25 protein-coding genes and 2 pseudogenes are annotated in these 22,011 nt (G+C 71.4%); 14 read left to right on the top strand and 13 right to left on the bottom strand.

Annotated features, from left to right (window positions below; all coding sequences use genetic code 11):
• The first annotated feature begins 62 nt into the window (after positions 1 to 62).
• From HDC93_RS23800 to HDC93_RS23785, 4 genes are all read left to right on the top strand, one after another.
• Positions 63 to 1,370: a multidrug effflux MFS transporter gene (locus HDC93_RS23800; protein WP_185012884.1), complete on the top strand. Its 1,308-nt coding sequence runs from the start codon at positions 63 to 65 to the stop codon at positions 1,368 to 1,370.
• Complete coding sequence (locus HDC93_RS23795) at positions 1,313 to 2,491, top strand: serine hydrolase (RefSeq protein ID WP_185012883.1); 1,179 nt, start codon at positions 1,313 to 1,315, stop codon at positions 2,489 to 2,491. The genes HDC93_RS23800 and HDC93_RS23795 overlap by 58 nt, the downstream gene beginning before the upstream one ends.
• Before the next feature lie 78 nt (positions 2,492 to 2,569).
• A complete protein-coding gene (locus tag HDC93_RS23790; protein ID WP_185012882.1) occupies positions 2,570 to 3,553 on the top strand; it encodes a small ribosomal subunit Rsm22 family protein in 984 nt (327 codons plus the stop codon).
• A gap of 77 nt (positions 3,554 to 3,630) precedes the next feature.
• Entirely contained in the window at positions 3,631 to 3,834 is a 204-nt protein-coding gene (locus HDC93_RS23785) for a hypothetical protein (RefSeq protein ID WP_185012881.1), read from the top strand.
• Here HDC93_RS23785 and HDC93_RS39380 read toward each other — a convergent pair.
• From HDC93_RS39380 to HDC93_RS23775, 3 genes and pseudogenes are all read right to left on the bottom strand, one after another.
• Positions 3,786 to 4,214: a hypothetical protein gene (locus HDC93_RS39380; RefSeq protein ID WP_311774616.1), complete on the bottom strand. Its 429-nt coding sequence runs from the start codon at positions 4,212 to 4,214 to the stop codon at positions 3,786 to 3,788. The two genes, HDC93_RS23785 and HDC93_RS39380, sit on opposite strands and share 49 nt — an antisense overlap.
• Positions 4,124 to 4,372 (bottom strand): annotated as a pseudogene (locus tag HDC93_RS38655) (aminopeptidase); the annotation flags it as partial. The gene HDC93_RS39380 and the pseudogene HDC93_RS38655, both read right to left, overlap by 91 nt.
• A gap of 271 nt (positions 4,373 to 4,643) precedes the next feature.
• Positions 4,644 to 4,853 carry a DUF6243 family protein gene (locus tag HDC93_RS23775; protein WP_185012880.1) on the bottom strand — a complete coding sequence of 70 codons (210 nt, stop codon included), beginning with the start codon at positions 4,851 to 4,853 and terminating at the stop codon, positions 4,644 to 4,646.
• A 117-nt stretch (positions 4,854 to 4,970) separates the two neighbouring features.
• Here HDC93_RS23775 and HDC93_RS23770 point away from each other — a divergent pair, with 117 nt between their 5' ends.
• Complete coding sequence (locus HDC93_RS23770) at positions 4,971 to 5,612, top strand: TetR/AcrR family transcriptional regulator (protein ID WP_185012879.1); 642 nt, start codon at positions 4,971 to 4,973, stop codon at positions 5,610 to 5,612.
• Here the strand turns inward: HDC93_RS23770 and HDC93_RS23765 are convergent.
• The gene (locus HDC93_RS23765) at positions 5,591 to 6,448 is read right to left on the bottom strand and encodes a glycerophosphodiester phosphodiesterase (RefSeq protein ID WP_185012878.1); all 858 of its coding nucleotides are present in this window, start codon (positions 6,446 to 6,448) and stop codon (positions 5,591 to 5,593) included. The genes HDC93_RS23770 and HDC93_RS23765 overlap by 22 nt on opposite strands.
• 207 nt (positions 6,449 to 6,655) lie before the next feature.
• Between HDC93_RS23765 and HDC93_RS23760 the strand changes: the two genes are divergently transcribed.
• Positions 6,656 to 7,402 (top strand): bifunctional DNA primase/polymerase, encoded by a 747-nt coding sequence (locus HDC93_RS23760; RefSeq protein WP_185012877.1) that lies wholly within the window; start codon positions 6,656 to 6,658, stop codon positions 7,400 to 7,402.
• A 115-nt stretch (positions 7,403 to 7,517) separates the two neighbouring features.
• On the opposite strand, the gene HDC93_RS23755 is transcribed toward HDC93_RS23760, so the two are convergent.
• From HDC93_RS23755 to efeO, 4 genes are all read right to left on the bottom strand, one after another.
• The gene (locus HDC93_RS23755; RefSeq protein WP_185012876.1) at positions 7,518 to 8,510 is read right to left on the bottom strand and encodes a hypothetical protein; all 993 of its coding nucleotides are present in this window, start codon (positions 8,508 to 8,510) and stop codon (positions 7,518 to 7,520) included.
• 520 nt (positions 8,511 to 9,030) lie between these two features.
• Entirely contained in the window at positions 9,031 to 9,864 is an 834-nt protein-coding gene (gene efeU / locus HDC93_RS23750) for an iron uptake transporter permease EfeU (protein ID WP_185012875.1), read from the bottom strand.
• A gap of 4 nt (positions 9,865 to 9,868) precedes the next feature.
• On the bottom strand, positions 9,869 to 11,107 hold the full coding sequence (gene efeB / locus HDC93_RS23745; RefSeq protein ID WP_185012874.1) for an iron uptake transporter deferrochelatase/peroxidase subunit: 1,239 nt from the start codon (positions 11,105 to 11,107) through the stop codon (positions 9,869 to 9,871).
• A gap of 2 nt (positions 11,108 to 11,109) precedes the next feature.
• Positions 11,110 to 12,258, bottom strand: coding sequence for an iron uptake system protein EfeO (efeO, locus tag HDC93_RS23740; RefSeq protein ID WP_185012873.1), 1,149 nt, complete (start codon positions 12,256 to 12,258; stop codon positions 11,110 to 11,112).
• A 163-nt stretch (positions 12,259 to 12,421) separates the two neighbouring features.
• Here efeO and HDC93_RS23735 point away from each other — a divergent pair, with 163 nt between their 5' ends.
• Positions 12,422 to 13,066 carry a PhzF family phenazine biosynthesis protein gene (locus HDC93_RS23735; RefSeq protein WP_185012872.1) on the top strand — a complete coding sequence of 215 codons (645 nt, stop codon included), beginning with the start codon at positions 12,422 to 12,424 and terminating at the stop codon, positions 13,064 to 13,066.
• A gap of 96 nt (positions 13,067 to 13,162) precedes the next feature.
• On the top strand, positions 13,163 to 13,369 hold the full coding sequence (locus HDC93_RS23730; protein ID WP_185012871.1) for a hypothetical protein: 207 nt from the start codon (positions 13,163 to 13,165) through the stop codon (positions 13,367 to 13,369).
• Positions 13,370 to 13,440: 71 nt separating this feature from the next.
• Here the strand turns inward: HDC93_RS23730 and HDC93_RS23725 are convergent, their stop codons facing one another.
• The gene (locus HDC93_RS23725; RefSeq protein WP_185012870.1) at positions 13,441 to 14,088 is read right to left on the bottom strand and encodes a heme oxygenase (biliverdin-producing); all 648 of its coding nucleotides are present in this window, start codon (positions 14,086 to 14,088) and stop codon (positions 13,441 to 13,443) included.
• 223 nt (positions 14,089 to 14,311) lie between these two features.
• Complete coding sequence (gene map / locus HDC93_RS23720; RefSeq protein ID WP_031105399.1) at positions 14,312 to 15,169, bottom strand: type I methionyl aminopeptidase; 858 nt, start codon at positions 15,167 to 15,169, stop codon at positions 14,312 to 14,314.
• A gap of 58 nt (positions 15,170 to 15,227) precedes the next feature.
• On the opposite strand from map, the gene HDC93_RS23715 reads away from it, so the two are divergent.
• The gene (locus HDC93_RS23715) at positions 15,228 to 15,461 is read left to right on the top strand and encodes a hypothetical protein (RefSeq protein ID WP_031105401.1); all 234 of its coding nucleotides are present in this window, start codon (positions 15,228 to 15,230) and stop codon (positions 15,459 to 15,461) included.
• 78 nt (positions 15,462 to 15,539) lie between these two features.
• On the opposite strand, the gene HDC93_RS23710 is transcribed toward HDC93_RS23715, so the two are convergent.
• Entirely contained in the window at positions 15,540 to 16,142 is a 603-nt protein-coding gene (locus tag HDC93_RS23710; RefSeq protein ID WP_185012869.1) for a hypothetical protein, read from the bottom strand.
• Positions 16,143 to 16,259: 117 nt separating this feature from the next.
• On the opposite strand from HDC93_RS23710, the gene HDC93_RS23705 reads away from it, so the two are divergent.
• From HDC93_RS23705 to HDC93_RS23690, 4 genes are read left to right on the top strand one after another with little or no spacing between them, the layout of a single operon-like run.
• On the top strand, positions 16,260 to 17,333 hold the full coding sequence (locus HDC93_RS23705; protein WP_185012868.1) for an exo-alpha-sialidase: 1,074 nt from the start codon (positions 16,260 to 16,262) through the stop codon (positions 17,331 to 17,333).
• Between the two features lie 38 nt (positions 17,334 to 17,371).
• The gene (gene npdG / locus HDC93_RS23700) at positions 17,372 to 18,091 is read left to right on the top strand and encodes an NADPH-dependent F420 reductase (protein WP_185012867.1); all 720 of its coding nucleotides are present in this window, start codon (positions 17,372 to 17,374) and stop codon (positions 18,089 to 18,091) included.
• Positions 18,092 to 18,104: 13 nt separating this feature from the next.
• Positions 18,105 to 18,356 (top strand): hypothetical protein, encoded by a 252-nt coding sequence (locus HDC93_RS23695; RefSeq protein WP_398986159.1) that lies wholly within the window; start codon positions 18,105 to 18,107, stop codon positions 18,354 to 18,356.
• A 36-nt stretch (positions 18,357 to 18,392) separates the two neighbouring features.
• On the top strand, positions 18,393 to 19,445 hold the full coding sequence (locus HDC93_RS23690) for a recombinase family protein (RefSeq protein ID WP_185012865.1): 1,053 nt from the start codon (positions 18,393 to 18,395) through the stop codon (positions 19,443 to 19,445).
• A gap of 64 nt (positions 19,446 to 19,509) precedes the next feature.
• On the opposite strand, the gene HDC93_RS23685 is transcribed toward HDC93_RS23690, so the two are convergent.
• On the bottom strand, positions 19,510 to 20,595 hold the full coding sequence (locus HDC93_RS23685) for an IS110 family transposase (RefSeq protein WP_185012864.1): 1,086 nt from the start codon (positions 20,593 to 20,595) through the stop codon (positions 19,510 to 19,512).
• A gap of 228 nt (positions 20,596 to 20,823) precedes the next feature.
• Between HDC93_RS23685 and HDC93_RS23680 the strand changes: the two are divergent.
• Positions 20,824 to 21,321, top strand: a pseudogene (locus tag HDC93_RS23680) (DUF5753 domain-containing protein); the annotation flags it as partial.
• A 39-nt stretch (positions 21,322 to 21,360) separates the two neighbouring features.
• Here the strand turns inward: HDC93_RS23680 and HDC93_RS23675 are convergent.
• Positions 21,361 to 22,011 (bottom strand): IS5 family transposase (locus HDC93_RS23675; protein ID WP_185012862.1); only part of this gene is annotated, 651 nt, incomplete at its 5' end.

The following is a 22,011-nucleotide window of genomic DNA, read 5'->3' as shown; positions in this document are numbered from 1 at the left end:
GTACGAGCATTCCGTATGAGCTGAGAGCATAGGTGGCGATCGACTGTCAGAGGGAGGGACTCATGCCCGAGGGTGGGGCGTCCATATCGAACACCGCGCAGGAGGCCGCAGCCGGGACGGAGCGGCCCGACCGCACATCGCAGCGCCGCACCGGGCTCCTGGTCACCTTCCTCCTCGGAAGCCTGACCGCTGTGCCCCCGCTGGCGATGGACATGTACCTCCCGTCCCTGCCGGAGGTCACCCGCTCCCTGCACGCGCCGGCCGCGACCGTCCAGCTCACGCTCACCGCCTGCTTGGCCGGCATGGCGCTCGGGCAGCTCGTGGTCGGGCCGATGAGCGACCGGTGGGGGCGCCGCCGCCCGCTGCTCGCCGGGCTCGCCGTCTTCGTCGTCGCCACCGTGCTGTGCGCGCTCGCCCCCACCGTCGAGCTGCTGGTGGCCTTCCGGCTGGCCCAGGGCCTCGCCGGCGCCGCCGCCATCGTCATCGCCCGGGCCGTCGTCCGCGACCTCTACGACGGCATGGCCATGGCCCGCTTCTTCTCCACCCTCATGCTGATCTCCGGGGTCGCCCCGATCGTGGCGCCGCTGATCGGCGGGCAGATCCTGCGCATCACGGACTGGCGGGGCGTGTTCGCCGTCCTCACCGTCATCGGCGTGCTGATCGGCGTCCTGGTCTGGACGCGGCTGCCCGAGACCCTGGCGCCCGCCGAGCGGCACAGCGGCGGCGTCGGCGAGGCCCTGCGCTCGATGCGCTGCCTGCTCGCCGACCGCTCCTTCACCGGCTACATGATCACCGGCGGCTTCGCCTTCGCCGCCCTCTTCGCCTACATCTCGGCCTCTCCCTTCGTCATCCAGGAGATCTACGGCGCCTCCCCGCAGACGTTCAGCCTGCTGTTCGGCGTCAACTCCGTCGGGCTGGTCGTCGTCGGCCAGATCAACGGAAAGATCCTCGTCGGCCGGGTCAGCCTCGACCGGGTCCTGGGCATCGGCCTCGCGATCGTCATCACCGCCGCGACCGCCCTGCTGCTGATGTCCCTCGGCGTCTTCGGCGAGGTCGGTCTGGTGCCCGTCGCCGCCGCGCTGTTCGTGCTCATGTCCGCGATGGGCATCACCCTGCCCAACACCCAGGCCCTCGCCCTGATGCGCACCAAGCACGCCGCGGGCTCCGCATCGGCCCTGCTCGGCACCACCTCCTTCCTCATCGGCGCGATCGCCTCCCCGCTCGTGGGCATCGCCGGGGAGGACACCGCCCTCCCGATGGCCGTCGTCCAACTGGCCGCCGCACTGGTGGCACTGGCCTGCTTCATGGGAATGTGCCGACCCTGGAAGAAGGAGAGCGGCCGCGCGAGCGTGGAGGGAGCAGTCAGCTGAGCGCACCCAGACTGCGCGACGGCACGCCGGAGCGGGCCGGACTCGACCCCACGGAGCTGCGTCACCTCGTCCGGGAGGTCCACGTCCTCACCACCGGGCAGCGCCCCTGGGCGCCCGGCGCCGTCCTGGTCGTCGGACGCGGCCCGGTGATCGCCGTCGAGGAGGCGGCGGGCTGGGCCGTGCGCTACGCGGCCTACGACCCCGACACCGACGCCGGGGTGGAGCTGCCCCCCGAGGACCGGGTGCCGATGACCGTCGACACACCCTTCGACCTGGCGTCCCTCACGAAACTGTTCACGTCCGTGGCCGCCGTGCAGCAGATCGAGCGCGGCACGCTCGGCATCGACGCGAAGGTCGGGGCGTACCTGCCCGACTTCACGGCCGCCGCCCGGCACGGCATCACCGTACGGCAGCTGCTCACCCACACCTCCGGGCTGCGGCCCGAACTCCCGCTCTACGACTGCGCCGACGACGCGGCGCGACTGGCGGCGCTCCAGGCGGAGCCGCCGGTCGGGGTGCCGGGCGCATACTGCTACTCCGACCTGAACATGCTGCTTCTCCAGCATGTCCTGGAGCGCGTCTGCGGGCGCACGCTCGACGTCCTCGTCCACGACGGCATCACCCGGCCGCTGGGCATGACGGCGACGGACTTCGGGCCGTGCCCGGGTGCCGCGGCGACGGAGGACCAGCGCCGGCCGTGGGCCAAGGCGGACCGGGGGATGCTGCGGGGCGAGGTCCACGACGAGAACGCCTGGGCGCTCGGGGGAGTGGCCGGGCACGCGGGCCTGTTCTCCACCGGCCGGGACCTCGCGGTGTTCTGCCGCACCCTCCTCGCCGGCGGCTCCCACGGCACCGCCCGCATCCTCGGCCCCGACTTCGTCGAGCTCCTCTTCACCCCGCCGGGCCTCGGCTTCTCGCTCGACCAGCCGTGGTTCATGGGCGACCTGGCGGGCCGCGGCGCGGCGGGCCACACCGGGTTCACGGGCACGTCCCTCGTCCTCGACCCGGCCACGGACACCTTCCTCGTCCTCCTCACCAACGCGGTCCATCCACGCCGCCGCCGCCCCGACAGCGCGCCGCGAGCGGCAGCGGCGTCACGGGTGGCGCGGGCGGTGCGGTGACGCTGCCGCGGGCTTTCGAGGTGTCTGTCCGGGAGGGCGCCGCCCCCGCCGTCGCGGCGCGCCTCGTAGAATCGCCGGGTGAACGCCCCCGCACCCCCGGCCGAAAACCTCCGCGCCGCCCTCGCCGGTCTGCTCGACGGGCTGCCGCCCCGGCAGGCCTCGCAGGCGGTCGAGCGGCTGATCGCCAGCTACCGGGGGGCCACCCCGACCGACGCCCCCATCCTCCGGGACCGGGCCGACGTCGCCGCCTACGCCGCCTACCGGATGCCCGCGACCTTCGAGGCCGTGCGTTCCGCGCTGGAGGCGTTCGCGGACGCCGCTCCCGAGTGGGTGCCCGCCGGGCACACGGACCTCGGCGGGGGCACGGGCGCCGCGGCCTGGGCCGTGAGTGCGGTCTGGGGCGGTCAGCGGCCCACCACCGTGCTCGACTGGGCCGAGCCCGCGCTCGCCCTGGGACGCGAGATCGCCGCGGCCAACCCGGAGCTGAAGGACGTCCGCTGGCAGCGCTCCCGGATCGGAGCGGCGCTCACCCTCGAGAGCACGGACCTCGTCACCGTCTCCTACGTCCTCAACGAGCTGACCGCCGCCGACCGCACCGCCCTCGTCGACGCCGCCGCGGCAGCCGCCCAGGCCGTCGTGATCGTGGAACCCGGCACCCCCGACGGCTACGCCCGCCTCATCGAGGCCCGCGACCGGCTGATCACCGCCGGCTTCCGGATCGCCGCCCCCTGCCCGCACAGCGCCGCCTGCCCCATCGTCCCCGGCACGGACTGGTGCCACTTCTCCGCCCGGGTCAGCCGCTCCTCCCTGCACCGCCAGGTCAAGGGCGGCTCCCTCGCCTACGAGGACGAGAAGTTCGCCTACGTGGCCGCCGCCCGCTTCCTTGTCGAACCGGCACCCTCCCGGGTCGTCCGGCGCCCCCAGATCCGCAAGGGCCAGGTCCTCCTCGACCTGTGCGAGAGCGAACCGTCCCTGCGTCGCGCCACCGTCACCAAGCGCCACGGCGACCTGTACAAGGCCGCCCGGGACGCCGACTGGGGAGATCCCTGGCCGCCCTCCTGAGCTTCTGTCAGGTACGCACAAGGTCAACTCGCGCCCCCGGGTGTGTACGACGCGTGCCACTGAAACGGGAGGAAATTGTGAAGGAACTGCAGATCGCCCCGCTGGCGGCGGCGGCCCCGGCCCTGGCCGGGTTCGTGCCGAGCGCCTCCGGCACGGCGACGGCCGGGAGCGGCGGCATGGCCACCGTGGCGGCGACGGCGAGCTGCAAGAGCCTCACGGCCCTGTCGACCGTTCACGTCCGCAAGTCGGCCAGCACCAAGTCCACCAGTCTGCGCGCTTGACACAAGGGCACCAAGGGCTGCGACATCGCAGGGTAGAGCCGTCGGAAGAGCCTAACGACGCGGTGGTGGTCGTCGGCCGCCCGGCGGACGGTGAGGTGCGTGTAGCCGGGGCCCGCGGGGCGTGAGGTGCCGAAGTAGCGGTGTGCGACCTGGAGCTGGCTGGCTCCGGGCAGAACAATCGGTTCGCTCCGCCGTGGTGTGAGGACCGCCTGGCAGCCCGTGCTGAGCAGCCGGTGGGGCGGTCGGCGGCGGTGTGGAGCAGGGTGAGGCGCTGCTCGAAGGTGCCGGCGGCGGGGTCCGTGTGGTCGACCGGCTGGCGCAGGCCCAGGACGAAGTGCCGGTGACCCGGTCCGGCGTCGTGCCGCTCCTCGATCAGGCACAGTCCGGGCAGGGCACGCAGGGCGTCCGCCACATCGACGTCACCGGGACGGGCGGTTGCCGCCGCCCGCGCGGGCGGCGCCGCCATGACGGCGAGGCCCGCCGCCGGGAGGGCCGTGGCCGCCGAGGTGAGCAGCCGTCGTCTGGTCCATGCGCTCATGAGCCGAGTCCTCCCGGGGGTCAGTGGGGCCGGATCTCCGCCGGACGCGGGCCGCGACCGGCGTAGGGCCTGTTCCGGGCCCAGCGCATCCGCCGGACCGCCCGGGGTGATCCCGCGCATCCGCCGGACCGCCCGGGGTGATCCCGCGCATCCGCCGGACCGCCCGGGGTGATCCCGCGCATCCGCCGGACCGCCCGGGATCCTCCCGCGCATCCGCCGGACCGCCCGGGATCCTCCCGCGCGGGGGGGCGCTCTCCCCCGCGGGGGAGGCTCACGACGCCTCGCCGGCCGTGCCCTCCTCCCGCACTTCCCGCTGCCGCCGGCTCTCCTGGAGCTTGCGCAGCAGTTCGCGCTTCTGGGCCTGGGGGTCGAGGCCGCCGCCGATCCGGCCGCCCCGGCCGCCGCCGCGCAGCTCCCTGCGGCCGAGGTTCTTGCGTGATCCGCCGACACCCAGCATGTTTCCGGCTCCGCCTCGGGTCATCCCGGGCTCCTTCCGTGACCGCTCGTCACCACTTTTCACGACGAGACGGTTCGTCTCGTGCGCATGTGCCCACTGTTCGCGAGACGCTCCGTCTTGTCAACCTGGTAAATTCGGCCCATGGCCGTCCAGAAACCCACCCAGCCCGCTCCCGGCAAGCCCGCCCCCGACTCCACCCGGCGCAGCGAGAAGTCCCGCCGCGCCATCTACGACGCCGCCCTCGCGCTCGTCGTCGAGGCCGGCTACGCGAAGACCACCATCGAGGGCATCGCCGCCCGCGCCGGCGTCGGCAAGCAGACGATCTACCGCTGGTGGTCGTCCAAGGCGGACGTCCTGATGGAGGCGTTCCTCGACCTGGCCGAGCAGTCCGTGGAGGAGGCCGGGCCGACGCCGTACGCCTTCCCGGACACCGGCGATCTCGCCACCGACCTCAAGGGCGTCCTGCGCGCCACCGTCGACGAACTGCGCGACCCGAGGTTCGAGGCACCCTCGCGGGCGCTGGCCGCCGAGGGCGTCGTCAACGAACGGCTCGGGCGGCGACTCGTCGCCAAGCTGATGCAGCCCTCACTCGACCTCTACATCGCCCGGCTGCGCGCCGCACAGGAAGCCGGTCAGGTGCGGCCCGAGATCGACCCGCGCATCGCCCTGGAGCTCTTCGTCTCCCCGCTGGCCCAGCGCTGGCTCCAGCACACCGGCCCGATCTCCCACGAGTACACCGACACCCTCGTCGACTACGCCCTTCACGGCCTCGCCCCGCGCTGAGCGGCCCGCGCCAGGCGCCCCGGCGCGTCCGTGATCACGCCGCCGCAGCCCAGCGCCAGCACCCGGTCCCGCTGCGCGTCCGTCAGCACGGTGTGCGCCCACACCCGCGCGATCCCCGAGTTCACCGCCCGCACCAGGTCCGCGTCGCGCGCCCGGTGGTCCACGTCCAGCAGGTCCACGAACGACCTCCAGCGCTCCGGGCGGTCCGTGCGCAGCTGCTGCGCCGAGCGCCACAACTGCGAGAGCAGCCCGAGGCTGTGGACACGCCGGGCCACCTCCGGGTCGTTGGAGTTCACGAACACCGAGCGGGTCAGGCCGCGGGCCCGGATCAGCTCGGCCAGCCGGTCCAGACTCCGCGGGTCCTTCGCCTCCAGCATGAGCACGATCCGCCCGCCGAAACGATCCAGCACCTCGGCGACCGTCGGCGGCCGCTCCGACCGCCAGCTCCCCGGGAGCCGGTCCTTCGGGCGCAGCCGTACGCCCTGCCACTCCCGGGCGTCCAGACCGCCCACCGCGCCACCGAGGTAGGTCGTGCGGTTCAGGGTCTCGTCGTGGAACACCACCGGCGTGCCGTCCCGCAGCAGCCGCGTGTCGAAGTCCAGCACCTGCGCCGTCCCGCGCTCGTAGGCGGTCGTCAGCCCCGCCATGCTGTTCTCGGGGACCTCGCGGGCGCCGCCGCGGTGCGCGACGTACGTGATCCTCGGCAGGGCCGCCACGGTCAGCGGACCCGCACCCCACTCCAGCGGCGCCGGAGCGCGGCCGCCGGGTCCCGTGAGGGTCAGCGAGACCACGGAAGCCACGGAGGCCAGACCCGTCAGCGCGATCCTTGTGACCATGGCGACCACGGTAGGACGCCATGTCATGTCAAAGCGGGCAATGACACCCGATCATGCCGAGAGCGGGGATCGCCGCTTCTCCTCCTATCGGACGACCGGTGTACGTTGCGTCCCCGGTGTCCCGGATGTGGGCACTGGCCCCCCGGTGCGCGGGAAGATGGGACGATGAGGCATGCTGTTCCGCACGACGGCGAGGCGAGGGGATAGATGAGCGCGGAGTTCGGCGGCCGGACCGGCCTGCAGGGCAAACTCACCCAGTGGCTGCGCGCCGGGCGCCGGCCGAAGGAGACCGCCGGGGACGGCGGCCGTGAGGTCCTGCTGCTCGCCGCCGCCGACGCGGGACTGCCCCTCGCGCCCGCGGCCCATCCGGCGGCCGGGTACCGCTGCTCCTGCGACCGGGTCGGCTGTCCCACCCCCGCCCGGCACCCGGTGTCCTTCGCCTGGCAGACGCAGTCGACCACCGACCACGCCCAGATCGAGCGCTGGGCCCGCCACCAGCCGCGGGCCAACTTCATCACCGCGACCGGCATGATGCACGACGTCCTCGACGTGCCCCTCGACGCCGGTCGCGACGCGTTGGAGCGGCTGCTCGCCGCCGGGATCGAGGTCGGGCCGGTCGCCGAGAGCGACGACGGCCGCCTGTTGTTCTTCACGCTCACCCGCGGTACGCCCGAGGACGAGGACGAGTGGTGGCCGTGCGAACTGGACTGCCACCCCGAGACGATGGACGAGCACCCCGGGCTGCGCTGGCACTGCCGGGGCTCCTACGTCCTCGTGCCGCCGGCGATGCTGCCCGGTGAGGGCCAGGCCGTGCGGTGGGTGCGCGGGCCCGAGCACGCGCTGCCGGATCCACTGAGCCTGCTGGAGGTGCTCACGGAGGTGTGCGGGCGCTTTGTGGACGAGGGCGGCGAAACGGACCATGCCGCGGGGGCGGGCTGGCCGCTGCGGCACTGATGCGGGTGCCTGTCGGCGACTGGGCCGGGAGGGCTTGGGTGTGAGGGCCGGGCTGGGTGTGAGGGCTTGGGTGTGAGGGCCGGCCTGGGTGTGAGGGCTTGGGTGGGGTTCTGAGCTACGAGCCTTCCGCCGAGGTCATGCCCTGGATCCTGCCCAGGATCGTCACCTTGCCCGGGCCCTTGGGGGCCAGCGCGACCTCGTTGGAGACGAACTCCATGGTCAGGGACTGCTTGATCTCGCCCTTCGTCAGGGCGAGGACGTCCTTGTTCGGGGTGGGCACGGAGGTGCCCGCGTAGGCGGTCTGCTTCTCGTAGTGGCGTGTGGTGAAGAAGACCAGCGCCCCGCCGTCGGTCGTGCGCAGCGCCAGCGGTGCGTAGTCGCCGTTCGTCAGCGGCTCGTCGATGTACTGGGTGACCATGCCCGGCTTCTTGCCGTTCTTCTCGCGCAGGGCACGCCACTGGCTGGTGTGGGCGCCGTCCGTGAAGGTCTCGCCGCCGCTCTTCAGGTACGTCGCGTACGTGCTGCTCAGGTCGCCGGGGTCGGTGGCCAGGTCGGTCGACTTGACCGGGACGGACTCGGCCCAGCCGTCGGCGTCCTTCTTGAACTGCGGGACCTTGCCCGGGGCGACGAGTGTCAGGTACGCCACCTGGAACGGGTCGTCCAGGCTGCTGCGGGTGAACACCAGGAGCCAGCGGGCGGTACCGCCCTTGTTGCCGGCCGCGTCGACGACGAACCAGCGGGGCCACCCGGCCTTCTTGGGGATGGTGAACTTCGTGTCCGTCAGGGTCAGGGGGGTGTGGTTCGGGTTGCCGTCCGGGTTGTTCGCCTTCCCGGCCTCGAGGCGGGCCGAGTCGATGTCGGCGAGGGCGCCGGTGGTGTGGTCGGCGTCCAGGGTGCCGTCGTAGGCCTTGTCGGCCTCGTTGTACGCGGTCGTGAACTCCTGGAGGGCCTTGGCGGCTTCGGCGCGGGTCGTGGACGGGAGGATCTCCCGTTCGCCGTGCACGACGACGCATCCACTGGCCGTCATCGACAAAGCGGTCGCCGAGACTGCTATGAGGGCGCTCCGGGCGGGCCTGCGGAGCGTTCGAGGGTCGCGATCCCTGCTCATCGGGTACCTTCACCTTCCCCTTTCCGGAGGCGAACCCTACCGGGTGCCTCCGGCGGTTGGGCGGGGGCGGGGTGGGGTGGGGTGGGCGTCCTCTTCGGCTTGCGGCGGGTGGGGGTGCGCGCCTGCGCCTTGGCGTGGGGTGCGCGCCTGCGCCTTGGCGTGGGGTGTGGGTCGGGGCCGCGCCGGGGGGTGTCCGTCCTCGGAACGGCGCGATGAGGCCTGACGCCGACTGACTGTCCGTTGACGCGCCAACCGCTGCGGGCGGACACCCCCCGACACGGCCCCTTCCCGCCGTACGCGGGTGCGGGAGCGTCGTGGCCTCTGCTGCATGCGCACGGCTGCGGGAGCGGCCCTCGCTTCGCGCCGCAAGGCCGCCCGGCTGTCCCGAGCGGCCCTCGCTTCGCGCCGCAAGGCCGCCCGGCTGTCCCGCCCCCGCCGCGGGCATGCGTGCCGCGCGGCGGCACCCAGTTACGCCGGGCCGCGGGCCCGCCCGGCCCTCGGCTTCAGGGGCGGTGCTGTGTCACACCCTGTCGCGTACCGGGGTTGGCGTCGTGGTGCGGGTCGGGGCCAGGAACAGGGCCAGGGTCGGGATCAGGTACAGGAGCCAGACGGCCACTTGGAGCGTCGTGGGGTCGGGCTGGAAGTTGAAGACGCCCTTGAGGAGTGTGCCGTACCAGCTGTCCGGAGGGATCGTGCCGGAGATGTCGAACGCCTTGTCCGTGAGGCCGGGCAGGAAGTCGGCCTCCTGGAGGTCGTGGAAGCCGTAGGCGAGGACACCGGCCGCCACGACCACCAGCATGCCGCCGGTCCACGTGAAGAACTTCGCCAGGTTGATGCGCAGGGCGCCCCGGTAGAACAGCCAGCCCAGGAGGACCGCCGTGAGGAGGCCCAGGGCGACGCCGAGCAGGGGACGGGGTGTGCCGTCGCTCGCCGCGTGGACCGAGGCCCAGACGAACAGGGCCGTCTCCAGGCCCTCCCGGCCCACCGCGAGGAACGCCGTGGCGACGAGTGCGCCGGTGCCCATCGCGAGGGCGGTGTCGAGCCTGCCGTGCAGCTCCGACTTGAGGTGGCGGGCGGTGCGGCGCATCCAGAACACCATCCACGTCACCAGGCCGACCGCGAGGATGGAGAGGGACCCGCCCAGGGCCTCCTGGGCCTGGAACGTCAGCTCCTGGGAGCCGAATTCGAGGGCGCAGCCGAAGCCGAACGCGAGGGCGATCGCGACGGCTATGCCGGCCCAGATCGGCTTCAGGGCGTCCCTGCGGTCCGTCTTGACCAGGTAGGCGATGAGGATGCAGACGACGAGGCTCGCCTCCAGGCCCTCGCGCAGACCGATCAAATAGTTGGAGAACACCGGGTCAGGCCTCCTTCGAGAACAGCGTCCGGCCCCACCAGTCGTCCTTGTCGCGGACGCCCGGCGGGACGGCGAAGAGCGCCGAACCAACGTGCTGGATGTACTCGTTGAGCGCGTCCGCGGCCAGGCTGCGCTGGATGGGGATGAAGCCCTTGCGCACATCGCGCTGGTAGGCCAGGAAGAACAGGCCCGCGTCCAGGCGGCCGAGGCCGTCCGTGCCGTCGGTGAAGGAGTAGCCGCGGCGCAGGATCGTCGCCCCGTGGTTGGTGTCGGGGTGCGCCAGCCGGACGTGGGCGTCGGGCTTCATCGCCTTCAGGAACGGCTCGTCGCGCTCCTTGGCCTTGCCGACCGGAGCGCCCTCGCCCTTGTCGCGGCCGAAGATGTCCTCCTGCTCCTGCAGTGAGGTGCGGTCCCAGGTCTCGATGTGCATGCGGATGCGGCGGGCCACCAGGTAGCTGCCGCCCGCCATCCAGGCCGGTTCGTCCTTCTCGTCCACCCAGACGAACTTCTTCAGACGGTCCGTCTCGGTGCCCGCGATGTTGCGGGTGCCGTCCTTGAAGCCCATGAGGTTGCGCGGTGTCTGCGCCTCGGGCGTCGTGGAGGAGGTCTTGCCGAAGCCGAGCTGCGACCACTTGATGACGACCTTGCCGAAGCCGATGCGGGCCAGGTTGCGGACGGCGTGGACCGCGACCTGGGGGTCGTCGGCGCAGGCCTGGATGCACAGGTCGCCGCCGCTGCGGTTCTTGTCGAGGTTGTCGCCGGGGAACTTCGGCAGGTCGACCAGGGCCTCCGGGCGGCGGTCCGCGAGGCCGAACTTCTCGAACAGGGACGGGCCGAAGCCGATCGTGAGGGTCAGGCGGGAGGGCTTCAGGCCGAGCGCCTCGCCGGTGTCGTCCGGGGGCGCCTCGGCCAGACCGCCGAACGCGCCCTCGCCGACGGCGTGTCCGGCCGCCATGCGCCGTGCGGCCGCCGTCCAGTCCTTCAGCAGCTGGACGAAGGCCTCGCGGTCGTCGGTCGTCACGTCGAACGCGGCGAAGTGCAGGCGGTCCTGCACCGGTGTGGCGATGCCCGCCTGGTGGGGGCCGTGGAAGGCGATCGCCGAGCCGGCCGACAGCGCGGCGTCGTCCTCGGTGCGGGCCATCGCCACCGCGCCGCCCGCCGCGGCCGCGCCGAGGGCCAGGCCCGCGCCGCCCCAGCCGAGCAGGGAACGGCGGCTGGGGGAGGGAGAGTTGGTGTCCGTCATGGTTACTTCACCACAGCCGCGGCGAGCTTCGACAGCGGCTCCGCCAGGGCGTTGACCGCGTCCGAGAGCTCCTTGCGGTCGGCCTTGCCGACCTTGTCGTAGGAGGTGAAGTCGTACGACGTGGTGCTCGGGCGGTACTGGACGAGCAGCTTGTCCAGGGCCGCGAACTGCTCGTCGAGTTCGGTGACGAGGGCCGCGTCGTTCTCCTTCGCGACCGGCTTCAGCAAGTCGTAGGACTTCTGCGCGCCCTCGACGTTGGCCTTGAAGTCGACCAGGTCGGTGTGCGAGTAGCGCTCCTCCTCGCCGGTCACCTTGCCGGTGGCGACCTCGTCGAGGAGTTCCTTGGCGCCGTTGGCCATGGAGGTGGGGGTGATCTCGGCCTTGCCGACCCGGCTCTGCCAGTCCTTCAGGTCCTTGATCAGCAGGTCGGCGAGGTCCTTCTCGCGGGTGCCGATCTTCTTGTCCTGCCAGAGGGCCTTCTCCAGGCGGTGCCAGCCCGTCCAGTCGGTGGCCGGGTCCTGGCCGTCCTCCAGACCGTCCTCGCGGACGTCGACCTTGGGGTCGATGTCGCCGAAGGACTCGGCGACCGGCTCGGTGCGCTCCCAGCCGATGCGGGAGGGGGCGTAGGCCTTCTTCGCCGCCTCCAGGTCACCGTCCTTGACGGCCTTGGCGAACACCTCGGCCTTCGGCAGCGTCTCGCCGGCCTGCGCCTGCGCGTAGGCGCGGTAGGCCGCGACGGCCTTGTCCAGACGCGGGTCGCGCTTGACGGCCTTGCCGCCGGTGGCCTTGACGGCCTGGCGGATGCCGTCGCCCTTCATGCCGGGCTTGCAGGCGATCTGGTAGTCGCCGGCCTTCACCTCGGCGGTGACCCGCTGCTTGGTGCCGGGGCCTATGTTCTCGCGCTCGGTGACCACACGGTCGTCGGGGAAGAGGACGTAGACCTCGGTGACCTTGGAGCCCTTGTTCTCGACGGCCAGCTCGACGTGCCCGGCCGGGAACTCCTTCTTCGACACCTGGCACTTGTCGTCGGTCGCCGTCACGTTGATGACGTGGTCGCCGTCCTTCGCGTCGCTCTTCTCGGTGCAGCCGGTGACGGCGGCCAGGGCCGCCGCGGCGGCGATGACGACGGAAGCGGGACGAGCGGGTCGCATGAGGGCTCCAGAGAAGAGGTAGGTGAGGCTCACCTAAGGCAGCACATAAGGATGGCTCAAGTGGCTCAAAATCGCCGTCATGATTGGGTCAAGGGAAGGTCAAAGGTCGCATCGCGCCCCCTGCCGCGCCGGCGCACGTCCTTGACCGGCGAGAATGCCTCCCGTGACTGACTACGACGTGCTCCGCGTCTTCTGCGGGCCGAACGGCGGGTACGGCAACGAGCTCGGGGTCGTGCGCGAGGGGTCCGTGATGCCCGAGCGGGACGAGCGGCAGGCGTTCGCCGCGAAGGTCGGGTTCAGCGAGACGGTGTTCGTCGACGATCCCGAGCGCGGAGTGATCGACATCTACACGCCCACGCTGCGGCTGCCCTTCGCCGGGCACCCCTGTGTCGGGACGGCATGGCTGCTCGACGTGCCCGAGCTGGTCACGCCCGCCGGAGTGGTCGGGGCCCGGCAGGACGGGGAGTTCTGCTGGATCGAGGCGCGGGCGGAGTGGGTGCCGCCGCGGACGCTGCGCCGCTACGGCAGCGCCGCCGAGGTCGACGACCTGACCGTGCCGCCGCCGGGGGAGTGGGTGTACGCCTGGGCGTGGGAGGACGAGCCCGCCGGGCGGATCCGGGCCCGGGCCTTTCCCGGCCGGGACGACGGCATCGACGAGGACGAGGCGACCGGGGCCGCGGCCCTGCTGCTCACCGACCGGCTGGGCCGGGCCCTCAACATCACCCAGGGCGCGGGCTCCCAGATCCTCACCGCGCCCCAGCCGGGCGGATGGACCGAGGTCGGCGGGCGGGTCCACCTCGAACGCTGACCCGGACGGAGCGCGTCCGTACGGGTGGAACAGCGTGTGCGGGCGGTGGTGAACGGGGGTCGCTGGGCGTGACCAGGCACCACCGCGAGAGGCATCATGCGCATTCGATCCGCTCTGGCCGTCGTCGCCCCGACCGCCGCCCTGACCGCCACCGGTGCGGCCGCGGCCTCCGCCGACGATGACGGGGAGTACCGCGACGACCACCACGTGGCGTGCAGCCCGTACTTCGGTGAGCTCGAGGCCGAGACCGCCGAGATCGAGTGGGGCGGGGCCGTCTGGCGCAACGGTCCGTTCGACATCTGAGCAGGACAGGCCCGGCCCCCTCCCGGACCGGCACCAGGGCCCCTCGCCGCGTGCGGGCGGGGCCCCGCCCGTCACGCCGTCAGGGGGAACTCCTCGCTCAGCGCCTCGAACATCGCGTTGTTCAACCCGTACGCCCGCTTGCACTCGGCCACGATCCGCTGCCGCTCCAGCTCGTCACCGGGCATCGCGTCCAGCAGCTCGCAGTAGGCCCGCTTGAAGGCGGCCGGGTTGGGGATCTCCTCGAAGACGTAGAAGCGGACTCCGTCGCCCTTCTTCGCGAAGCCCCAGGTCTTTTCGGCCGTGTCGCGGATGATCTGCCCGCCGGAGAGGTCGCCCAGGTAGCGGGTGTAGTGGTGGGCGATGTAGCCGGCCGGCCAGGTGCGGGCGCACACCGCGATCCGTTCCGCGTACTCCAGGGTGGCCGGCAGCGCGGTGGCCGTCGTCCGCCAGCCGGGGCCGCGCACATGCTCCAGGTCCCGCTCCAGCGCCGTCATGCGGAACAGCTCCGGACGGACGAAGGGGCCGGCCACCGGGTCCGCGGCCAGCTGCCGGGCGCCGGACTCCAGCGAGCCGTACACGAACCACAGCTGCTCCGTGTAGCGCGCGAACGCCTCGACCCCCAGTTTGTGCCCCAGCAGGTCGCCGATGAAGGCCGAGCCCCTGACCTCCTCGTGCTGCTCGCGAGAGGCGGTCCGAAGGAGCGTCGAGAAGGATTCCATGCGCGCACTTTTCCCGACGGACTGTCGGTAAAAACCTCCCGTGCGAAACCTCCGTGGGAAATCGCCGTGCGAAACCTCCGTGCGAAATCGCCGTGCGAAACCTCCGTGCGAAATCGCCGTGCGAAACCTCCGTGCGAAACCGCCGTGCGGAACCGCCGTGCGGAAAAGAAGCGGCCCGCCTTCCGGGGGAGAGCGGGCCGTGCGGTGGGGTGCGGGTGGTGGGTTACGGCAGCGTGAGGATCTCCGCGCCCGAGTCCGTCACCACCAGCGTGTGCTCGAACTGGGCCGTCCGCTTCCGGTCCTTCGTGACGACCGTCCAGCCGTCGTCCCACATGTCGTACTCGTGCGTGCCGAGCGTCAGCATCGGCTCGATCGTGAACGTCATGCCGGGCTGGATCACCGTCGTGGCGTGCGGACTGTCGTAGTGCGGGATGATCAGGCCCGAGTGGAACGACGAGTTGATGCCGTGCCCGGTGAAGTCCCTGACCACTCCGTAGCCGAAGCGCTTGGCGTACGACTCGATGACCCGGCCGATGATGTTGATCTGCCGGCCCGGCTTGACCGCCTTGATCGCCCGCTCCAGGGACTCCCGGGTCCGCTCCACCAGCAGCCGCGACTCCTCGTCGACGTCACCCACCAGGTAGGTGGCGTTGTTGTCGCCGTGCACACCGCCGATGTACGCCGTCACGTCGAGGTTGACGATGTCGCCGTCGCGCAGGACCGTCGAGTCCGGGATGCCGTGGCAGATGACCTCGTTGACGCTCGTGCACAGCGACTTCGGGAAGCCGCGGTAGCCGAGCGTCGAGGGGTAGGCGCCGTGGTCGCACATGTACTCGTGCGCGACCTTGTCCAACTCGTCCGTGGTCACCCCGGGGGAGATCAGCTTCGCGGCCTCCGCCATCGCCCGGGCCGCGATCCGGCCGGCCACGCGCATCGCCTCCACGGTCTCGGGCGTCTGCACCTCCGGTCCGGTGTACGGCGTCGGCGCGGGTTTGCCGACGTACTCGGGGCGGCGGATGTTTCCGGGCACGGAACGGGTGGGGGACAGCTCCCCCGGTACAAGCAGCGACTGGCCAGACATGCCAGCGAGTCTAACCAGCGGCGATGGGGGAACATGTCGATGGCGAGAGGAGCTGGTCATGGCCCTGTTCAAGAAGCGCACGGTCGGCAAGCCGGGTGAGTGGTACTACTGCCTGGAACACAAGAAGGTCGAGGAGGGGCCGGAGTGCCCCAACAAGGACCGGTTCGGGCCGTACGCCTCCCGCACGGAGGCCGAACACGCGATGGCGACCGCCCGCGAGCGCAACCTCCAGTGGGAGAACGACCCCAAGTGGCACGACGCCCCGGCGGGCAGCCGGGACGACGAGAGCTGATCCCGCCGGCGCCCGGGGCCGCGGCCCCGGGCGTTCGTGTGTCCGGGGCCACGCCATCGGCAGCGGCACGCCCGGACGTCACCAGCGGGCCGGCGGCGGGGCCGTCAGGTGCTCCGCCAGTCGCGCCACCCGGTCCCGCAGGCGGCGCCGCCCCCGCGGGGCCGGCAGGGCGTTCTCCCCGGCCGCCGCACTGACCAGGTGCTGCACCGTGTCGAGGTCCAGTTCCGAACCGTCCGGGACGGCCAGGGCCTCGTGCGCCAGGGACGGGAGCTCGCCACGGCCCGGGCCGAGGGCCAGGACCGTCGCTCCGGCGCGGCGGGCGTCGGACACCCGTTCCAGGAGTGGTGCGGCAGGCCCGTCGGGCGCGACCACCAGCAGCGTCTCGCCCCGCCGGGCCGCCTCCAGCCGCCCCAGACCGACCGCCAGGTGCGTCGGATCCGAGGGGCGCGCGTCGTGCCGTACCAGCGTCGGGGCCAGCTCCGGCGTGCCCGACCAGGCCGCCTCGTCCACCAGGTGCGCGGCGAGGTGCCACGGCTCGTACTCCGGCGTGCCGACGAGCAGCAGCCCGCCCCCGTGCGACACCACCGAGCCGCGCAGCGCCCCGGCGAACCGCCGGGTGGCCCCCAGCCACTCCGTCCCGGCGAGCACTTCCCGCAGCAGCGCGACCCGTACCGCATCCATGGGGCCGCATCCTGCCCCAAGCGGACACCCGTGACGTGGAATTCACCCCGCATTCGCCCGGGCTGGGTAGGCCGACCGGTCACCCGTACCGCTGTCGAACGACCGGAGGAGCCCGCGATGACCGAGGCCAGCGTCCCCTTCCGCGCCGGGCAGGAGGGGTACACCAGTTTCCGTATCCCCGCCGTCGTCGCCACCCGCACCGGCGACCTGCTCGCCTTCTGCGAGGGCCGGGTCGGCTCCCGGGACGACTTCGGGAACATCGACGTCGTCCTCAAACGCTCCACGGACGGCGGCCGCACCTGGGGCCCGCTCCAGGTCGCCGCGCACAACGGCGACGCCCTCGCCGGCAACCCCGCCCCGGTCGTCCTCGACACCGGCCGCGTCCTCCTCGTGCACGTGCGCAACGCCGCCCTCGCCACCGAGGACGCCATCCGGCGCGGCACGGTGAGCGCGGCGGACGGGCGCCGCGTCTGGGTGCGGCACAGCGACGACGAGGGCCGCACCTGGTCGGCGCCCAAGGAGATCACCCGGGAGACCAAGCGGCCCGAATGGCGCTGGTACGCCACCACCCCCGGCCACGCGATCCAGCTCACCACCGGCAGGATCGTCGTCCCCGCCAATCACTCCCTGCCGCCCACCGGCACCGACAACGGCACCGAGGGCCGCTACAACGGCGGCCACTGCCTGCTCAGCGACGACGCGGGCGCCACCTGGCGGATCGGCTACGTCGACGACGACACCGACGGCTACATCAACGCCAACGAGACCACCGCCGCCGAACTCCCCGACGGCCGCGTCTACTTCAACACCCGCAACGACTCGCCCTCGCCCGGCACACGGGCCGACGCCCACTCGGCCGACGGCGGCCGGACCCTGGTGAAGCCCTTCCGCCCGCAGGCCGGACTCACCGCCCCCGTCTGCGAGGCCGCCGTCCTCCAGCTCCGCGACCCCGACCTGCTCCTGTACTCCGGCCCCGCCGACCCCGGCTTCCGCGCCCTGATGACGATCCGCGCTTCCACCGACGGCGGCACCACCTGGCGCCCGGCGTACACGGTGGACGGCCTGCCCGCCGCGTACTCGGATCTCGTCCGGATCGACACGGACACCGTGGGCCTGCTGTACGAGACCGGCGACTTCGGCGCCTACGAGACGATCACCTTCCGGCGGGTGCCCGTGACGGAGCTGACCTGAGCCGTCCCGGGCGGCGGCGCGGTCGTAGAGTCGGGGCCATGACCTCTACCGACAGTGCTGCCACCGACAACGCCCAGAAGGCGCCCGCCAAGGACCCCTGGGACCTGCCCGACGTCTCCGGACTCGTGGTCGGGGTGCTCGGCGGAACCGGGCCGCAGGGCAAGGGCCTGGCCTACCGGCTCGCCAAGGCCGGCCAGAAGGTGATCATCGGCTCGCGGGCGGCGGATCGCGCCCGGGCGGCCGCCGGGGAACTCGGCCACGGCGTCGAGGGCGCCGACAACGCCGAGACCGCGCGCCGCAGCGACATCGTGATCGTCGCCGTACCGTGGGACGGCCACGGCAAGACCCTCGAATCCCTGCGCGAGGAACTGGCCGGCAAGCTCGTCGTCGACTGCGTCAACCCGCTCGGCTTCGACAAGAAGGGCGCCTACGCCCTCAAGCCCGAGGAGGGCAGCGCCGCCGAGCAGGCCGCCGCCCTGCTGCCGGACTCCCGGGTCACCGCCGCCTTCCACCACCTGTCGGCCGTACTGCTCCAGGACCCGGAGATCGACGAGATCGACACCGATGTGATGGTGCTCGGAGAGGTCCGCGCGGACGTGGAGATCGTCCAGGCCCTGGCCGGGCGCATCCCGGGCATGCGCGGCATCTTCGCCGGGCGGCTGCGCAACGCCCACCAGGTGGAGTCGCTGGTCGCGAACCTGATCTCCGTGAACCGCCGCTACAAGGCGCACGCCGGGCTCCGCGTCACCGACGTGTGAGCCGGTGAGGTCCGTGGGGGACACTGGACGGCAGCAGCGGTACCAGCCGCGCCAGAAAGTGTCCCCCCGACAGGAGCCGACCGCCATGCCCCGCCTTGCCCTCTACGCCCTGATCGTCTGCGTCCTCTCCGTGGCCGCCGCCGTCGTCTCCTTCACGCGGGGCAGCTTCCTGGGGATCGTGTGGGTACTGCTGGCGGGCCTGTCGTCCAACATGTGCTGGTACTACGTCAAGCGCACCAGGCAGCAGAAGTCCGCCACCGGCTGACCCGTCACGGGGCCGCCGAGCAGAACTCGTTCGAGCATGCCAGAAGCGGTACAGCTCCTGACCGCACGGGGGAAGGGGAAGTCTCCGACGGCTATTGCCATCGAATTGACTGCGGAAGGCCTTCTCACGCCCCGGCGCTACTGGGCGAAAAAGCGGCAGGAGCTCAGGAAGGCTCAGACCGCAACGGCGGCCGACGCAGAATTGAGCAACGACGCTGAGGACGAGGCGGAGAGAGAAGGGCCGTCGCAGAGCCGTCGAGGGTGGACGGGGGCGATCATCAAGGCGATGCTGACTGATCACGCCATGCTTGGGTGGAAGACGTACAACGGTCAGGTGGTCCGTAAGACGCAAACCGGCGTCCCCGTGCCCTTCACGGACGAGCCGATCCTCACCCGCGAGGAGTTCGCCCACGTCTCCGCGCTGTTCGAAGCTCGATCCCGACAGCCCGTCGAACGCAAGGACACGAACGCGCCCCTCTTGGGAGTCCTCCTGTGTGACGGGTGCGGCGGGCGCATGTACCTCCAGCGTCGGGCGAAGGCGCAGAACTACGTGTGTCAGGCCTTCAGCCCCGGTATGCAGTGCTCCGCCCCCTCGTCGATCAAGCAAGCGTGGGCCGAAGAGTACGTAGAGCGGGAGTTCCTGCGCCGGCTGGGCGGCATCCGGGTTCAGGAGCACATCACGATCCCTGGCTACGACCCCGCGCCGGAGATCGATGAGACAGAGGCGGAGTTCAAGGCTCACCTGGCGGAGCGCGGCAAGCAGAAGTCCCGCGCAGCCATCGCAGCATGGCAGGAGCTCCACGACACGCTTGACGCCCGTCTGGCAGAGCTGGAGGCCCGACCGAAGACGGAGCCGCAGACCGTTGTCAAGGAACTGTCGACCACCTACGCGCAGACGTGGGAGGCGAGTGACGACCTGGAACGCCGTGCGTTGCTTCTGGACTGCGGGGTCGTCGTCCGCGTCAAGAGGGGCACCCGCGGGGGGTGGCGGAAGCTCGACGAGTCGCGGGTGTCGTTCGACGTGACTGCCGAGTTCTTCGCCGACGCTGCTGCGGAGCACGACGGTCTAGCGGCTGAGTTGACCAACTGACAACGCACGACAAAGCCCCCTCCAAGTAGCAGGAGGGGGCTCTCGTCAGATGCTCCTATGGCTGTCAAGCCGCTGGAGCCAGGTCGGTTTGAGTGGTTTGTTCGGTTGGTGTGCTGGTCAGGGCGCGGTAGACCTCGCGGGCGACGAATCGCTTGAGGCAGCGCATGATGTCCTTCTTGTTCAGCCCTTCCTTGGTGCGGCGTTCGACGTAGGCGCGGGTGCGTTCGTCGAAGCGCATGCGGGTGAGGACGATGGTGTGCAGGGCGTTGTTCGCCGCCCGGTCGCCACCGCGGTTGAGGCGGTGGCGGTGGGTTCGTCCGGACGAGGCCGGGATCGGTGCGACCCCCGCCAGGTGCGCGAACGCGCCCTCGGACCGCATCCGCTCCGGGTTGTCCCCAGCCGAGGCCAGCAGCTGGCCGGCGGTCTCGGGGCCGACGCCGAACAGCTCCAGCAGCTGCGGGGCGGCTTGCTTGACCAGCGGGCCGATCTCGGTGTCGAGGTCGGCGATCTCGGCGTCAAGTGCCTGGTGACGCCGGGCCAGGCGGCGCAGCGATGCCCGGGTCGCCGTCAGCGGCCGCGACAGATCGTCTCCGGGCCGCAGCCGGGTGAGTGTGCGTATCAGTGCGGCCCGGTCCAGACCGGCGACCTGTTCACGCAGCACCGCGGGAGCTGAGACGAGCAGGCCGCGTATCTGGTTCATCGCCTGGGTGCGGGCCTTGACCGCGCTGCGGCGGGCGAGTCGCAGGACACGCACGGCCTCGACCACGCCGTCCCGGCTCTTCGGTGTGCCGGTGGCGCGTCCGGAGAGCACGGCCGTCGCGGCGGCGTAGGCGTCGATCGGGTCGGACTTGCCCTTCATCCGCCGCGTCTTGCGGTCGGGCCGGTCCACGTCGATGACCGTGACGCCCGCGGCGGTCAGCACCCGGGCGAGTTCGGCGCCGTAGGCGCCGGTCCCCTCCACCCCGACCGCGAGCAGCGTGCCGTGTGAGCGCATCCAGTCCAGCAGGTCGCGGTAGCCGCGGATGGTGGCGGGGAACTCCCGGTCGGCCAGGTGCCGGCCGACCGTGTCGATCACGGCCGCGTGGTGGGTCAGGCCGTGGGTGTCGACTCCGCCGGTGATCTGCGGGTCGTCGTGCGTCATGCTGGTCATGTCCGTCCTTGTGGCGTGTCCGTTCCGAGGGCGGCACGCGCCGGTCGGGCGGGTGGACAAGACAGTGACGGGGCTTCTGGACCAAGCTCCTATGAAGTCACAAACACCCGTCCGGCCGCGTGCGTGGTGACGCCCGGCGGGCCGACAAATCCCAAACAGGACAGTCGAGACGTCAGTCAGCCGAGGAGTCAGACCCACCAGCAGCGTCACCACGTCACATCCTCACTGTCAGCCGACTCGATGTACGTCGAGTGGCGCCGGTTGCAGCGCACTGGGCTCCGCCGGTTGCAGGAGTCCTACGTGCCGCTCTTCGAGCGCACGCGGGTATTCCGAATTTACTGCTCGAACGTCGTCCCGGGGCTCCTCCAGACGGACGGCTATGCGAGCGCTCTACTCGGCTCCATCGCTGCCTTCAGGGAGACGCCCGACGACGTGTCGGAGGCCGTGGCAGCGCGTATGGAGCGCTCACGAGTGATCCGTGAGGGCAACCATCGGTTCGCGCTCCTGGTCGAGGAGGCGGTACTCAGGCACCGCGTAGGCGGCTCTGAGGTCATGGCTGGCCAACTCGGCTACCTGCTCTCCATCATGGCCCTGCCGTCCGTCTCCCTAGGCGTGATCCCGTTCTCAGCCGACAGGCGCATGTGGATGCTGGAAACTTTCAGTGTCTACGACGAGGTACAGACACAGGTCGAGCTACTCACAGCTCAGGTGAACGTCACGGCGCCCTGAGAGGGCGTTTGATGTAGCCGAATTGCCCTTTAAGTTCTAGTAAGTTCCTCGCCAGGTTGGCGTGGTCTCGTCCGTTATGCGCTTGGCGAGGTTGTCGATCGATGCGACGTGGATCATGGCTTCGGAGCTGGCGGTGAGGGTCTCGTAGTCGCGGGCGAGGCGGCGGTGCATCATGATCCAACCGATACTTCGTTCCACTACCCAGCGCCTTTTCAGGACGTGAAAGCCGCGGGTCCCAGGGTTTTTGTCGACGACTTCGACGTCGATTCCGAGGTTCGCGCCGTGCTCTACGACGGCCTTCTTGAAGCCGGTGTCGACCCAGCTCTTGGTGATGGTTGGGTACGTGTTTTTCGCCTGGTCGAGGAGGCGTATCCCCAGTGCATTCTCCGAGAGACTCGCAGCGGCGACGGTCACAACGAGGATCAGGCCGATCGTGTCAGTGAGGATGCCTCGCTTCCGGCCCACGATCTTCTTCGCGGCGTCCGTTCCCTGGCTGGTCACGGGCACGTTGGTGGAGGTCTTGACGCTCTGGGTGTCGATGACGGAGGCCGTCGGCTCGGACTTCCGGCCTTCCTTCACGCGGGCGAGGGCAGTGAGGTCGTAATTGAGCTGGGCGAAGATCCCCTCGTCGCGCCAGGCGGCGTAGTAGAAGTAGACGGTGCCGTGGCCAGGGAAGTCATGTGGGAG

Source organism: Streptomyces sp. AK010, from assembly GCF_014207295.1.
Classification (GTDB): domain Bacteria; phylum Actinomycetota; class Actinomycetes; order Streptomycetales; family Streptomycetaceae; genus Streptomyces; species Streptomyces massasporeus.
This window is presented reverse-complemented; position numbering and strand designations above follow the sequence as displayed.